This is a genomic window from Paracraurococcus lichenis (genome assembly GCF_030657435.1).
Taxonomy (GTDB): domain Bacteria; phylum Pseudomonadota; class Alphaproteobacteria; order Acetobacterales; family Acetobacteraceae; genus Paracraurococcus; species Paracraurococcus lichenis.
Genome location: NZ_JAUTWS010000002.1, coordinates 261,236 through 273,568, shown reverse-complemented (window position 1 = coordinate 273,568; position 12,333 = coordinate 261,236). Strand labels below are relative to the sequence as shown.

General features: G+C 72.6%; 16 protein-coding genes. 11 read left to right on the top strand and 5 right to left on the bottom strand.

The features are described from left to right. Positions 1-22 precede the first annotated feature (22 nt). Positions 23-1,126, top strand: a complete 1,104-nt coding sequence (locus tag Q7A36_RS03215) for a M20/M25/M40 family metallo-hydrolase (protein WP_305102205.1) — start codon at positions 23-25, stop codon at positions 1,124-1,126. Positions 1,127-1,240: 114 nt separating this feature from the next. Next, a complete protein-coding gene (locus Q7A36_RS03210; RefSeq protein ID WP_305102204.1) occupies positions 1,241-1,840 on the top strand; it encodes a glycine zipper family protein in 600 nt (199 codons plus the stop codon). A gap of 62 nt (positions 1,841-1,902) precedes the next feature. On the opposite strand, the gene Q7A36_RS03205 is transcribed toward Q7A36_RS03210, so the two are convergent. Next, positions 1,903-2,883, bottom strand: coding sequence for a Bug family tripartite tricarboxylate transporter substrate binding protein (locus Q7A36_RS03205; RefSeq protein WP_305102203.1), 981 nt, complete (start codon positions 2,881-2,883; stop codon positions 1,903-1,905). Positions 2,884-3,096: 213 nt separating this feature from the next. Beyond that, positions 3,097-3,828, bottom strand: coding sequence for an SDR family NAD(P)-dependent oxidoreductase (locus tag Q7A36_RS03200; protein WP_305102202.1), 732 nt, complete (start codon positions 3,826-3,828; stop codon positions 3,097-3,099). 62 nt (positions 3,829-3,890) lie between these two features. On the opposite strand from Q7A36_RS03200, the gene Q7A36_RS03195 reads away from it, so the two are divergent. The 6 genes from Q7A36_RS03195 to Q7A36_RS03170 all read left to right on the top strand — a co-directional run bounded on the left by Q7A36_RS03195 (position 3,891) and on the right by Q7A36_RS03170 (position 7,277). Beyond that, positions 3,891-4,226, top strand: a complete 336-nt coding sequence (locus tag Q7A36_RS03195; RefSeq protein ID WP_305102201.1) for a c-type cytochrome — start codon at positions 3,891-3,893, stop codon at positions 4,224-4,226. A gap of 271 nt (positions 4,227-4,497) precedes the next feature. Next, positions 4,498-5,220, top strand: coding sequence for an acetoacetyl-CoA reductase (gene phbB, locus Q7A36_RS03190; RefSeq protein WP_305102200.1), 723 nt, complete (start codon positions 4,498-4,500; stop codon positions 5,218-5,220). 111 nt (positions 5,221-5,331) lie between these two features. After that, positions 5,332-5,577: a hypothetical protein gene (locus Q7A36_RS03185; RefSeq protein WP_305102199.1), complete on the top strand. Its 246-nt coding sequence runs from the start codon at positions 5,332-5,334 to the stop codon at positions 5,575-5,577. 55 nt (positions 5,578-5,632) lie between these two features. Next, positions 5,633-6,283 carry a YciI family protein gene (locus tag Q7A36_RS03180; protein WP_305102198.1) on the top strand — a complete coding sequence of 217 codons (651 nt, stop codon included), beginning with the start codon at positions 5,633-5,635 and terminating at the stop codon, positions 6,281-6,283. Then, positions 6,283-6,672, top strand: coding sequence for a carboxymuconolactone decarboxylase family protein (locus Q7A36_RS03175; protein ID WP_305102197.1), 390 nt, complete (start codon positions 6,283-6,285; stop codon positions 6,670-6,672). The genes Q7A36_RS03180 and Q7A36_RS03175 overlap by 1 nt, the downstream gene beginning before the upstream one ends. Continuing rightward, positions 6,669-7,277: a GDSL-type esterase/lipase family protein gene (locus tag Q7A36_RS03170; RefSeq protein WP_305102196.1), complete on the top strand. Its 609-nt coding sequence runs from the start codon at positions 6,669-6,671 to the stop codon at positions 7,275-7,277. The genes Q7A36_RS03175 and Q7A36_RS03170 overlap by 4 nt, the downstream gene beginning before the upstream one ends. Here the strand turns inward: Q7A36_RS03170 and Q7A36_RS03165 are convergent, their stop codons facing one another. Next, positions 7,278-7,637, bottom strand: coding sequence for a phage holin family protein (locus Q7A36_RS03165; RefSeq protein ID WP_305102195.1), 360 nt, complete (start codon positions 7,635-7,637; stop codon positions 7,278-7,280). Between the two features lie 69 nt (positions 7,638-7,706). Here Q7A36_RS03165 and yddG point away from each other — a divergent pair, with 69 nt between their 5' ends. After that, positions 7,707-8,594 carry an aromatic amino acid exporter YddG gene (yddG, locus tag Q7A36_RS03160; protein ID WP_305102194.1) on the top strand — a complete coding sequence of 296 codons (888 nt, stop codon included), beginning with the start codon at positions 7,707-7,709 and terminating at the stop codon, positions 8,592-8,594. A gap of 114 nt (positions 8,595-8,708) precedes the next feature. On the opposite strand, the gene gloB is transcribed toward yddG, so the two are convergent. Beyond that, on the bottom strand, positions 8,709-9,437 hold the full coding sequence (gene gloB / locus Q7A36_RS03155; protein WP_305102193.1) for a hydroxyacylglutathione hydrolase: 729 nt from the start codon (positions 9,435-9,437) through the stop codon (positions 8,709-8,711). Between the two features lie 57 nt (positions 9,438-9,494). On the opposite strand from gloB, the gene Q7A36_RS03150 reads away from it, so the two are divergent. Together Q7A36_RS03150 and Q7A36_RS03145 are read left to right on the top strand one after the other, a co-directional pair. Continuing rightward, complete coding sequence (locus tag Q7A36_RS03150) at positions 9,495-10,211, top strand: class I SAM-dependent methyltransferase (RefSeq protein WP_305102192.1); 717 nt, start codon at positions 9,495-9,497, stop codon at positions 10,209-10,211. A 52-nt stretch (positions 10,212-10,263) separates the two neighbouring features. Next, on the top strand, positions 10,264-11,889 hold the full coding sequence (locus tag Q7A36_RS03145; protein WP_305102191.1) for an ABC transporter substrate-binding protein: 1,626 nt from the start codon (positions 10,264-10,266) through the stop codon (positions 11,887-11,889). Between the two features lie 81 nt (positions 11,890-11,970). On the opposite strand, the gene Q7A36_RS03140 is transcribed toward Q7A36_RS03145, so the two are convergent. After that, positions 11,971-12,279, bottom strand: a complete 309-nt coding sequence (locus Q7A36_RS03140; RefSeq protein WP_305102190.1) for an EthD family reductase — start codon at positions 12,277-12,279, stop codon at positions 11,971-11,973. Positions 12,280-12,333: the final 54 nt, after the last annotated feature.

Here is a 12,333-nt window from a genome sequence, read left to right as displayed (position 1 = left end):
CGGCCGGACAAGCTTCCGTTTCATGGAACATCTGGATGCGGTCGCGCGCCTCGCCGCCGACCTGGTCGCGCTGGACAGCCGGTCCTCCCGCTCCAACCTCGCCGTCGCCGAGCGGATCGAGGCCGAGCTCGCGGGCTTCGAGGTCGAGCGGCTGGACTACACCGATGCCGCCGGCGTGGCGAAGCGCGCGCTGGTCGCGCATCGCGGCCCACCGGGCGGCTATGCCCTCTCGGGCCATATGGACACCGTACCCGACACGGGCTGGCAGGAGGATCCCTGGACCCCGCGGGTGGATGCCGGGGGCGTGCTGCATGGCCTCGGCAGCGTCGACATGAAGGGCGCGGTCGCCGCCTGCATCCTCGCGGCCAGGGCGGTCCCGGCGGACATCCCCGCCACCCTGCTGATCACGACGGACGAGGAGACGACCAAGGCGGGCGCCCGGGCCGTGGCAGCCAGCCCCCTCGCCCGCTCGCTCGGCCTCAGGGGCATCGTCGTGGCGGAGCCGACCGGCCTCGTCCCGGTGCGCGGCCATCGCTCCTCGGCCAACATCATCGCGGAGGCGCGCGGGGTGCAGGCGCATTCCTCGACCGGCCAGGGCGTGAACGCCAATTGGGCGCTGATCCCCTTCCTCGCCGAGATGCGGGCCATCCAGGAGCGGCTGCGGCAGGATCCGGCGCTGCGGGATCCCGGCTACGACCCGCCCTTCTGCGACTTCAACCTCGTGCTGGACAACCACGGCACGGCGGTGAACGTCACGCCGGCCCGCGCCACGGCGCGGATCAAGTTCCGCTCCAGCCAGCGGCTCGACCGCGCGCCGATCCTCGATGCCATCCGCGCGGCGGGCGAGCGCGCGGGGATCGCGGTGACGATCGCCGAGGAAGGCCCGCCGCCCGAACTGCCTCCGGACCACCCGCTGATCCGCCTCGCCGCGGACCTCACCGGCCAGGCGCCGCGCACCGCCCCCTACGGCACCGATGCCTCGGAGCTGCAGGCCCTCGCCCCCTGCGTCATCCTCGGCCCCGGCAGCATCGAGACGGCGCATACGCCGCACGAATGCGTGGCCCTGCGCGACCTGGCTGCCGCCGTGCCGATTTTCGCCCGGATCCTCGTTGCAAAGTCCACCTGACGGCCAGCGGGCCGCAACATGCGGACATGTAACGAGACGGGAAGGATGCCCCGGCCAACCCAATATCCCCAGGTGGAAGGCGCCCGGCCTCGCGCCGGGCAGGAAGACAGGACCATGACCACGTCACGCACTGCACTCGCCCTGCTCGTCCCCCTCTCCCTCGGGGCCTGCGCCGTCGCGCCGCCGGCCGGGCCATCCGTCCTCGCCGTGCCGGCCAAGGGAAAGGACCTCGCGACCTTCCAGGCCGAGGACGCACAGTGCCGGAACTATGCCCAGGCGCAGATCGGCGGCACGCCGGCCCAAGGCGCCAACCAGGCGGCGGTCGGCAGCGCCGCGCTCGGCACTGCGCTCGGCGCCGGCGCCGGCGCGCTGCTCGGCTCGGCGGGCGGCGCGATGGGCGCGGGCGCGGCGATCGGCGCGGGCGTCGGACTGCTGACCGGCTCGGCGATCGGCGCGAACACCGCCCAGGCCTCCGCCGGGTCGCTGCAGCAGCGCTACGACAACGCCTATGTCCAGTGCATCGCCAGCACCGGCAACGGCGTGCAGGCGCCGCCCCCGTCGGTGGTCACGGCCTATCCGGTGGCCCCGGCCTATGCCTATCCCTATCCATACCCGGCCTATGGCTACCCCTATCCGTATCCCTATTACGGGCCGAGCGTCTCTCTCGGCTTCGGCTTCTACCGGGGCTATGGCTGGCACGGCCGGCACTGGTAGCCGGCTGGAGGCCTGCCGCGGGGGTGCCGGACGCGGCGGGCCGCACCCCCTGCGGCCCGGCCCTATTCGAGCTTGAGGTCGAGTTCCTTCACCTTGCGGGCCCAAATGGCGCTCTCCTGCGCGACCGCCGCGGCGAAGGCGGCGCGGGGGCGCTCCGGCGCGGGCTCCAGCCCGTCATGCGCCAGCCGCTCGAGGTAGCGCGGCTGGGCCGCCGCCTTGCGCGCCGCCGCCTCCAGCGCGTCCATCTGCTCCGCCGGCACGCCGGCCGGGGCGAAGACGCCATGCCAGCCGGTGATGGTGGTGCCGGGCAGCCCGGCCTCCGCCAGCGTCGGCACCTCGGGGATGGCGGCGATGCGCCGCTCCCCGGTCACGGCGATGGCGCGCAGCTTCCCCTCCCGCACCAGGGCCAGCGCCGGCGGCGGGGAGGAGAAGTTCATCGTCACCCGCCCCGCCACCACGTCGAGCAGCGCCGGCGCCGTGCCGCGATAGGGCACATGCTCCATCTCGACGCCCGCGGCCTCGGAGAAGAGCACGCCGGCCAGATGGTTGGCATTGCCGACGCCGCCCGAGGAATAGGTGAGCTCGCCCTTGGGCTTCGCCTTGATCCAGGCGATCAGCTCCGGCAGCGTCCGCGCCGGCACGTCGGGGTGCACCACCAGCACGTACTGGTAGGTCGAGACCTGCGCCACCGGCTGCAGCGCCGTCGCCAGGTCCAGCCGCTCGCCCTTCTGCAAGTGCGGGTTGACCACGATGTTGGTCGAGACCGCGAAGAGCAGCGTGGTGCCGTCCGGCCGCGACCGCGCCACGCCGACCGAGCCGACATTCCCCGCCGCGCCGCCGCGGTTGTCCACGACGACGGTCTGCGACAGCGCATCGGCGAAGCCGATGGCGAATTCACGGCCGATGATGTCGGTGCCGCCGCCGGCGGCATAGGGCACGACCAGGGTGATCGGGCGGGGCGGCTGGGCGCCGGCGCGGCCGGCCAGGGCGGCGGCGCCGAGGCCGGCGAGCGCGGCACGGCGCGGGATGAGGGACAGGGTCATGGCCGCCGCCTAAGCAGACTTTCGCGGGTTGGGCCACACTTCGTGCGGCCCAATCCTTTGAAGTGAAAGCCTGCTTAGGGTTTTGTAGCAGCGCAAACCCCGAGGGGTTTGCTTAGAGCAAACGGCGCCCGAGCGGAACCGCAGGGCCACCATAATTCGGTTGGCCGAGCGAACGGCCGCCCGCCCCATTCGCCGCAGGCCCCGCGCCGTGGGCTACAGCGACGCGCCGCCGTCGACCGAGAGCTCGGCCCCGGTCATGTAGGCGCTCTCCTCCGACAGCAGGAACAGCACCACCCGCGCCACGTCCTCCGCCTCGCCGATCCGCCCGATGGGGATCTGGGACAGCCGCACCGCCCGCTGCTCGTTGGTCCAGACCTTCACCATGTCGGTGTCAATCGGCCCGGGATGCACGCTGTTCACCCGGATGCCACGCGGCGCCAGGTCCACCGCCGCCGCCTTGGTCATGCCCCGCAGCGCCCATTTCGTCGCGCAATAGGCGAGCGCGCCGGGCGAGCCGCGCAGCCCCGCGGTCGAGGAGATGTTGACGATGGAGCCGCCGCCGGCCCGCTCCATGGCCGGCACGACAGCCTGCATGCCGAGGAAGCAGCCGAGCTGGTTGACCCGCATGTGGCGCTCGAAGAGCTCGGCATCGGTCTGCATCAGCGGCTTCGGGACATAGATGCCGGCATTATTCACCATGCCGTGCAGGCCGCCCATCGACTCGGCCGCCTCGACCGCCGCCGCCCAGTCCTCGAGGCGCGTGACGTCCTGCCGGACGAAGCGGGCCGCCGCGCCCAGTTCCGCCGCCAGGGCGCGGCCCTGCGCCTCCAGCACGTCGCCGATGACGACCCGGCCGCCCTCGGCCACCAGCAGGCGCGCCTCGGCCGCGCCCTGGCCACGCGCGCCGCCCGAGATGAGCACCACCTTGCCCGCAAATCGCGCCATTGTTCCCTCCCCATATCCGGTGCCGGCGAATCCTAGCGCCGGCCACGAAGGAGGAGCACCCCATGCGCATCCTGCTTGTCCCGGCCGCCCTGCTCGCCCTGCTCGCCGATGCCCCGGCCGCCTCCGCCCAGGGTGCCGCGCAGCAGGAGCGGCTGGACCAGGGCCGCCGCGTCGCCGAGACCTGGTGCGCGAACTGCCACGTCATCGCCCCGGGCCACCGCGGCCCGGCCGGCGACGCCGCCCCGCCCTTCCAGGCCATCGCCCGCATGCCCTCGACCACCGAGATGTCGCTGCGGGCCTTCCTGCAGACGCCGCACAGCCGCATGCCGGACTATCGGCTGAGCCAGCAGGAACTCGATGGGGTGGTGACCTGGATCCTGGCCCTAAAGGACCGCTGAGCCGGCAAAGAAGAGCCCGGCGGAAGTCCGCCGGGCCCGAGTCGAGGGAGGATCGTCAGTCGAAAGCCCGGCGCGCCACTGCGCGCCGGTGGCCGGACATTATGCAAGCGGCAGCGGCACGTCCTTGATCCCGCGCAATGACACGGCCGGGCATTGGCGCTTGATCGGGCGGGATATCCGGGTTGACCTAGCATGGCCGGCCCCGCGCGACGCTTCGCCCGGGACGGGACCGGCCAGGGCCGAACGCTACAAGCACGAGGAGACGGGGAGCATGGCAAGGGTCGCATTGGTCACGGGCGGGCAGCGCGGCATCGGCGCGGCGATCAGCGAGACGCTGCAGAAGGCAGGCCGCAAGGTGGTGGCCAACTATGCCGGCAACGACGCCGCGGCACAGGCCTTCACCGAAAGCACGGGCATCCCGTGCTACAAGTTCAACGTCGCCGATTACGAACAATGCGCCGCGGCGGTGAAGAAGATCGAGGCCGAGGTCGGCCCCATCGAGATCCTGGTGAACAATGCCGGCATCACCCGCGATGCCACGATGAAGCGCCTCAATCGCCAGATGTGGGACGACGTCATCGATACCAATCTCGGTTCCTGCTACAATCTGTGCAAGCTGGTCTGGGACGGCATGAACGAGCGGAAATTCGGCCGCATCGTCAATATCGGCTCGATCAACGGCCAGGCCGGGCAGTACGGCCAGGTCAACTACGCCGCCGCCAAGTCCGGCATCCACGGCTTCACCAAGGCGCTGGCGCAGGAGGGCGCGCGCATCGGGATCACCGTCAACGCGGTGGCGCCGGGCTATGTGGATACGGAGATGGTGCGCGCCGTGCCGCCGGACGTGCTGGAGAAGATCGTCGCCAGGATCCCGCGCGGCCGGCTCGGCAAGGCCGAGGACATCGCCCGCGGCGTCGCCTTCCTGACCGCCGACGAGAACGACTTCATCACCGGCTCGACGCTGTCCATCAACGGCGGCCAGCACATGTACTGAGCGGCGCGGCCGGGGCCACGTGTCCCGGCCCTGGCGCAGCTCGCGCTGCGCGGGAACGCCCGGCCCCGCGCCCCGTTGGGCCTCCCTCACCTGACCCGGAGGGAGGCCAGCATGACCAGCAGCAAGCATCCGCGCGGACCGCAGGACCGGAAGGACGGCCTCGGCGCCGACACCCCGCGGCCGCCGGACGACCTCGAGCGCGATCCGGGCATCGGCGCGAGCAAGGGCACGCAGAGCCGCAGCGACGGCGACCCGGAGGATATCGAGGGCGCGAATACCAGCGAGGGCGACGTGATGAACGACGTCACCAGCACCGGCGGCGTCGACCCGAACCAGCGCGGCCGCACCAACCGGTAGCCGCCACCGCCCGATCGGGGCATCTTCCGCGCGGGAACAGCGGGAGGATCACGGCATGGGCTTCGCGGTGCTCGCCTTCGACGGCGAGGATGACGGGGCGCCCGCGCGCCGGCTCGCGGCGCGACCGCGCCACCTGGAGGTGCTGACGGACTGGGCCGGCAGCGGGCGCCTCGCCTTCGGCACGCCGCTGCTGGCCGATGACGGCCGCGCGCTCGGCTCCTTCATGGTGCTGAACGGCGACGACCCCGCGATCCTCGAGCGCTACCTGGCGGAGGAGCCGTTCAACAACCAGGATGTCTGGCGCAAGCGCACGACCTGGCCCTTCCGCATCGCGCCCCTGCCCTATCGGCCGCTGCCGCAGCCGGGCACGCCGCTCTCGCCGGTGCGGACGCATACGGTCGTCATCGCCTGGGACGGGACGGATGCCGGCGCGCAGGACCGCCGCATGGCGGTGCGCGGGACGCATCTGGACCGCGTGCGCCCCATGGCCGGGAGCGGCATGCTCGCGCTCGGCGGCGCCTTCCTCGACCCGGGCGGCGAGCGGATGATCGGCTCCGCCGTCGTCATCGCCGCCGAGACCGACGCCGCGGCGCGCGCCTGGCTGGCGGAGGATCCCTATACCACCGGCGGCGTCTGGCAGGAGACGACGCTCTACGGCACGCGCTTCGCGCCGCTGCCCTACCAGCCGCTGCCGGGCGCCGCCTGATGCCGCGCCTCATCGACCATGCCGAGGCAGGGCCCGAGGTCCGCGCCGTCTTCGATGCCATCAAGGCCGCGCGCGGCGTGCCGGACGTGAACAATTTCTGGAAGGCGCTGGCGGTCGATCCGCCGACGCTGCGGCGCACCTGGGAGAGCCTCTCGCAGGTCATGGCCCCCGGCGCGCTGGATGTGCGGACGAAGGAGATGCTCTACCTCGCCGTCTCCATGGCCGCCGGCTGCGCCTATTGCACGGCGAGCCACGGCGCGGCGGCGCGGCGCGCCGGCATGGATGACGCGATGTTCGGCGAGTTGCTCGCGGTCGTCGGCATGGCGGCCGAGACCAACCGCCTCGCCGAGGCGTTGCGGGTGCCGGTCGACGAGGCCTTCGACCGGTGAGCCGCGACCTCCGCATCTGCTTCGTCGGCGACAGCTTCGTCGCCGGCGCGGGCGACGAGACGGCGCTCGGCTGGGTCGGGCGCGTCACCGCTTCGGCCTGGCATCGCGGCGTGGGCCTGACCGCCTACAACCTCGGTGTCCGGCGCGACACCAGCGCCGACCTGCGGCGGCGGGCGGAGGCCGAGGTCCTGGCCCGGCTGCTCGGCGCCGGCGATGCGCAGGCGGTGGTGTTCAGCTTCGGCGCCAATGACTGCACGCTGGAGGACGAGATGCCCCGGGTGCCGCCCGAGGTGACGGAGGAGAATGCCGCGGCGCTGCTCGGCTGGGCGGCGGCGCGGTGGCCGGTGCTGATGGTCGGCCCGCCGCCGCTCGCGCATGACGCGGGGCATGATGCGCGGGTCGCGGCGCTGTCGGACCGGCTGGGCGGGCTCTGCGCGGCACTGGACGTGCCCTTCCTCGCCACCCATGCCCCGCTCTCGGCCGGCAATGCCTGGCGGAGCGCGGCGGCGCGCGGCGACGGCGTGCATCCCGATGCCGCCGGCTATGCCGCGCTCGCCGCGCTGGTGGAGGCCTGGCAGCCCTGGCGGGACCTGACCGGCGGCTGATCAGCGGCGCGCCTCGGCCTCCGGCCCGGCGAAGAGCCGCGTCGCCGCCCAGCTCATCACCGAGACCACGATGGCGCCGAAGAGCGCCGGCCCGAAGCCGTCCACCCGGAAGCCCGGCAGCAGCCAGGCGGTCAGTCCCAGCATCGCGGCATTCACCACGAAGAGGAATAGGCCGAGCGTCACCAGGGTGAAGGGCAGCGAGAGCAGGACCAGCACCGGCCGGACCACCGCATTCACCAGGCCGAAGACCAGCGCCGCCAGCAGCAGGGAGAAGACCCCGCGCACCTCGATGCCGGGGACGAGTTGCGTCGCCGCCCACAGCGCGAAGGCGGTGATGAAAGTGCGTGCCCAGAAGCCCATGCGCCCGTCTCCGCGAATGCCGCAGGCTGGCATATGGTGCGCGCCCCTCGCACCCCGAATGGATCTGCCGTGACAACTTCGTTCCAGGGCGGCGCGGCCGGCGCGACCCTCGCCGGCTGCGCCGCGCTGCTGCTCTGGGCCTTCCTCGCCCTGCTGGCGCGGCTGGCGCAGCCGCTGCCGCCGCTGCTGCTCACCGGCCTCGCCTTCGCGGTCGGCGGCCTGCTCGGGCTCGGCGTCGTCGCGGCACGCGGGCGGCTGGGCCGGCTGCGGCAGCCCTGGCCGGTCTGGCTGCACGGGGTCGGCGGGCTGGCGGGCTATCACGCGCTCTATTTCGCCGCCCTCGCACTTGCGCCGCCGGTGGAGGCCAACCTGCTGAACTACATGTGGCCGCTGCTGATCGTGCTGCTCTCCGGCCCGATCCGCGGGCTGCACCTCGGACCGCGGCGGCTGGCGGGGGTCGGGCTGGGGGCGGTGAGCGCGGTCCTGCTGCTGGCCGGCGGCGGGCAGGGGTTCGGCGGCGGCAGCCTCGCGGGCTATGCCGCGGCGGCCGGGGCGGCCGTCACCTGGGCGCTCTACTCCGTGCTGGCCGGCACGCCCCGCCTCGCCGGGGTGCCGACCGAGGCGGTGGCGGGCTTCTGCCTCGCCTCGGCCGCGGTCGCGCTGGGCCTGCATGCCCTGGTCGAGCCCGCGGCCTGGCCGGCGGCGGCGCAATGGCCGGCGATCCTGCTGCTGGGGGCGGGGCCGGTCGGCGCGGCCTTCTTCCTCTGGGATGTCGGGATGAAGCGGGGCGATCCGCGGCTGCTGGGGACGCTCGCCTATGCGACGCCCGTCGCCTCCACCCTGCTGCTGGTCGTGGCCGGCGAGGGGCGGCTCAGCGGCACCGTCCTGCTCGCTGCGCTGCTGGTCGTCGGCGGCGGGGCGCTGGCGGCGACGGCCCCGGCGGAGGCGGGCCGGTAGCCGCTCACGCCGTCAGGATCGCACCGCCAGGCCGCCGCCGGCGGATGCGAAGCCCTGCAGCGCTATCGAGCCTCGCCGATATCCGGCTTCCCGCCTGCCGCCGCGCCGCACCGCTCAGCGGAAGCTGTCCTTGGCGCTGCGGATCGCCGCCAGCCGAGCCACGTCGCCCGCGCGGAGGAAGGGGTTCGCCGCCCGCTCCTGCGCCATGGTGGTGGGCACCGTGGGCTGCCCGGCCGCCCGCTGGGCCTTCGCCTCGGCCGCGCGGGCGACCAGGGCGGCATTCTCCGGCTCCACCGTCAGGGCGAAGCGGGCATTGCTCTCGGTATACTCGTGCCCGCAGCAGACCAGCGTCGGGTCCGGCAGGGCCGATAGCTTGCGCAGGCTGTCGAACATCATGGCCGCGTCGCCCTCGAGCAGCCGGCCGCAGCCCAGCGAGAACAGGGTATCGCCGCAGAGCAGCACCGCGCCCTCGGGGAAGTGGAAGGCGATGTGGCCGACCGTATGACCGGGCGTCTCGATGACCGTCGCCCGGCTCTCGCCCAGCGCCACGCTGTCCCCGGCCTTCACCGCCTGGTCGAGCTTCGGGAGCCGGTGGGTATCCGCCGCCGCACCCACCACCTTGCCGCCGCAGCGCGCCTGCAACTCCGCCACCCCCGCGACATGGTCGCCATGGTGGTGGGTCAGCAGGATCAGGTCGAGCCGGCCGCCCAGCCGCTCCACCGCCGCGATGGCCGGGCCGGCCTCCCCCGGGTCGCAGATCGCGACCGCCCCGGTCGCCTTGTCCTGCAGCAGCCAGACATAGTTGTCCGAAAGACACGGCACGGGGGTGACCGAGAGCGTCATGGGGGCTCCTCCTCCGGCCCCGCTGCATCGGGGACCTCGGCGCTCTATATCCACGGCATGAGCCACGAGGTCCACGGCCTGGGGAATTTCTACGCCACCCCGGCGGGGCTGGTGACGGCGCGCCTGCTGCGCGACCGTCTGCGGTTGCTCTGGCCCTCGCTTCCCGGGCAATCCGTGCTCGGGCTCGGCTATGCCAGCCCCTTCCTGCGGCTCTGGCGGGCGGAGGCGGCGCGCTGCGTCGCCGTCGTGCCCACGCCGCTGCCGCGCTGGCGCTGGCCGCGCAGCGCGGCCTCCTGCACCGCGGTTGCGGAGGAGGATGCGCTGCCCTTTCCCGACCTGATGTTCGACCGCATCCTGCTGGTCCATGGGCTGGAAACCGCGGAGAACACCCGGCGGATGCTGCGGGAGGCCTGGCGCGTCCTGAAGGATGACGGGCGGCTGATCGTGGTGGCGCCGAACCGCCTCGGCCTCTGGGCGCATCTGGACCGCACGCCCTTCGGCCATGGCCAGCCCTATTCGCCGAACCAGCTCGAGGGACTGCTGCGGCGGCAGATGTTCCTGGCGGAGCGGCGCGACCTGGCCCTTTTCGTGCCGCCCTTCCGGACCCGGCTGCTGCTGCGCGGTGCGGGGGCTTGGGAGCGGCTGGGACGGCAGGTCTGCCCGCGCCTCGCCGGGGTGATCCTGATCGAGGCGGTCAAGGATTTCTGCGAGGCGATCCCGGCCGGCGCGGCGAAGGCCCCGGCACGGCGGGTGGTGGTGGCCGAAGGGGTATAGCCCGGCACGGCCCTTGCCATGCCCGGGCAACGTCATTGTCCGGGAACCCTGCATGTCCTTCTCGCGTCGCGCCCTGCTGGGCGCCTCCGGCCTTGCGACCCTGCCGGCCCTGCCCGCGCCCTGGGCAATCCGCCCGGCCGCCGCGCAGGCGGAGCGCGTGCTGCGCTATGGCATCTCCATGGCCGATATCCCGCAGACCACGGGCCAGCCGGACCGCGGCGCCGGTGCCTACCAGTTCACCGGCACCACGCTGTACGACCCGCTGGTCGCCTGGGAGATGGACGTCGCCGATCGGCCCGGGAAGCTCGTCCCCGGGCTGGCGACGGCCTGGGAGGCCGACCCGGCGGACCGGAAGAAGTGGGTGTTCAAGCTACGACCGGACGTGAAATTCCACGACGGCTCCGCCTTCGACGCCGACGCCGTGATCTGGAACTTCGAGAAGGTCCTGAACCCGCAGGCGCCGCATTTCGACAACCGCCAGGCGGCGCAGGTGCGGCCGCGGCTACCCTCCGTGGCGTCCTGGCGGAAGATCGACGCCATGACGGTCGAGGTCACCACCAGGACGGTGGACAGCATCTTTCCCTACCAGATGCTGTGGTTCCTCATCTCCTCCCCGGCGCAGTACGAGAAGCTGGGGCGGAGCTGGGAACGCTTCGCCGCCGAGCCCTCCGGCACCGGGCCCTTCCGCCTGGCGCGGCTGGTCCCGCGGGAGCGGGCGGAACTGGTGCGCAACCCCGACTACTGGAACAAGGCGCGGCTGCCGAAGGTCGACCGGCTGGTGCTGGTCGTGGCGCCGGAGGCGGTGACCCGCACCAATGCGCTGCTGACCGGCCAGGTGGACCTGATCGAGACGCCGGCGCCCGACCTGGTGCCGCGCCTCAAGCAGGCCGGCATGCGGATCGTGGAGAACGTGACGCCGCATGTCTGGAACTACCACCTGAGCCTGCTGGAGGGCTCGCCCTGGCGCGACCTGCGGCTGCGCCGCGCCGCCAACCTGGCGATCAACCGCGACGAGGTCGTCGCCCTGATGAACGGCCTGGCGAAGCCCGCGGTCGGGGTGGTGGACCCCTCCTCCCCCTGGTTCGGCCGGCCGGAATTCCAGGTGAAGTACGACCCCGACGCGGCGCGCCGGCTGATCGCCGAGGCCGGTTACTCCAAGTCGTCGCCGTTGCGCACGAAATTCCTGATCGCCACCGGCGGCAGCGGGCAGATGCTGTCCATGCCGATGAACGAGTACATCCAGTCCGCCTGGCGCGAGGTCGGGATCGAGGTCGAATTCCAGGCCGTGGAGCTCGAGGTGCTCTACACCTGCTGGCGGCAGGGCGCGGCGGGCGAGATCGCGCGCCAGGGCAACATCACGGCGAACAACGTTGCCTATGTCACCTCCGACCCGCTCTATGCGCTGATCCGCTTCTTCCACTCCAACCAGGTCGCGCCCACGGGCGTGAACTGGTCGCACTACAAGGACGCCGAGACCGACCGGCTGATCGACACCGCGCTGAACACCTTCGACCCCGCCGAGGTGGACCGGCTGATGGCGAAGGTGCATGAGCGGGTGGTGGACCAGGCGCTGCTGGTCTTCGTGGTGCACGATACCAACCCGCACGCGCTCGGCCGCGCCGTGCGCGGCTATACCCAGGCGCAGCACTGGTTCCAGGACCTGACGACGCTGGCCTGAGGAAGGCGCCGGTCCCGGACTTGGCCCGGGGCCGGCGGCCTTCCGGGCGGGCCGATGGAGGCCCGCCGGACGCGGGATGCGTCAGCCCAGCACTTCGCTGATCTGCACCGTCGGCTTGCCGTCGGTGAAGTTCGGGACGTCGCCGAAGAGCTCCGGCCCATGCGCCTGCGCGGCCTTCTGGAAGGCCTCGGCGGAGTCGAAGGTCAGCAGCGCGATGATACGGTTCGGCGCGGCACCATCCGGGCCCGGCATGCCCTTCAGCACCTTGGCGTCCTTCAGGCCCATGCCCGACCAGCGCTCCTTCACCAGCGGGATGTGCTTCTGCATGTAATAGGCCTCGTCGAACTTGGTCGCCGGGTCGTTCGGATAGAAGACGCTGACGGTGATCATGGACGCAGCTCCCTTCTTGGATGGGCAGGCGCGGCACGCCCGCCGGGACAGCAC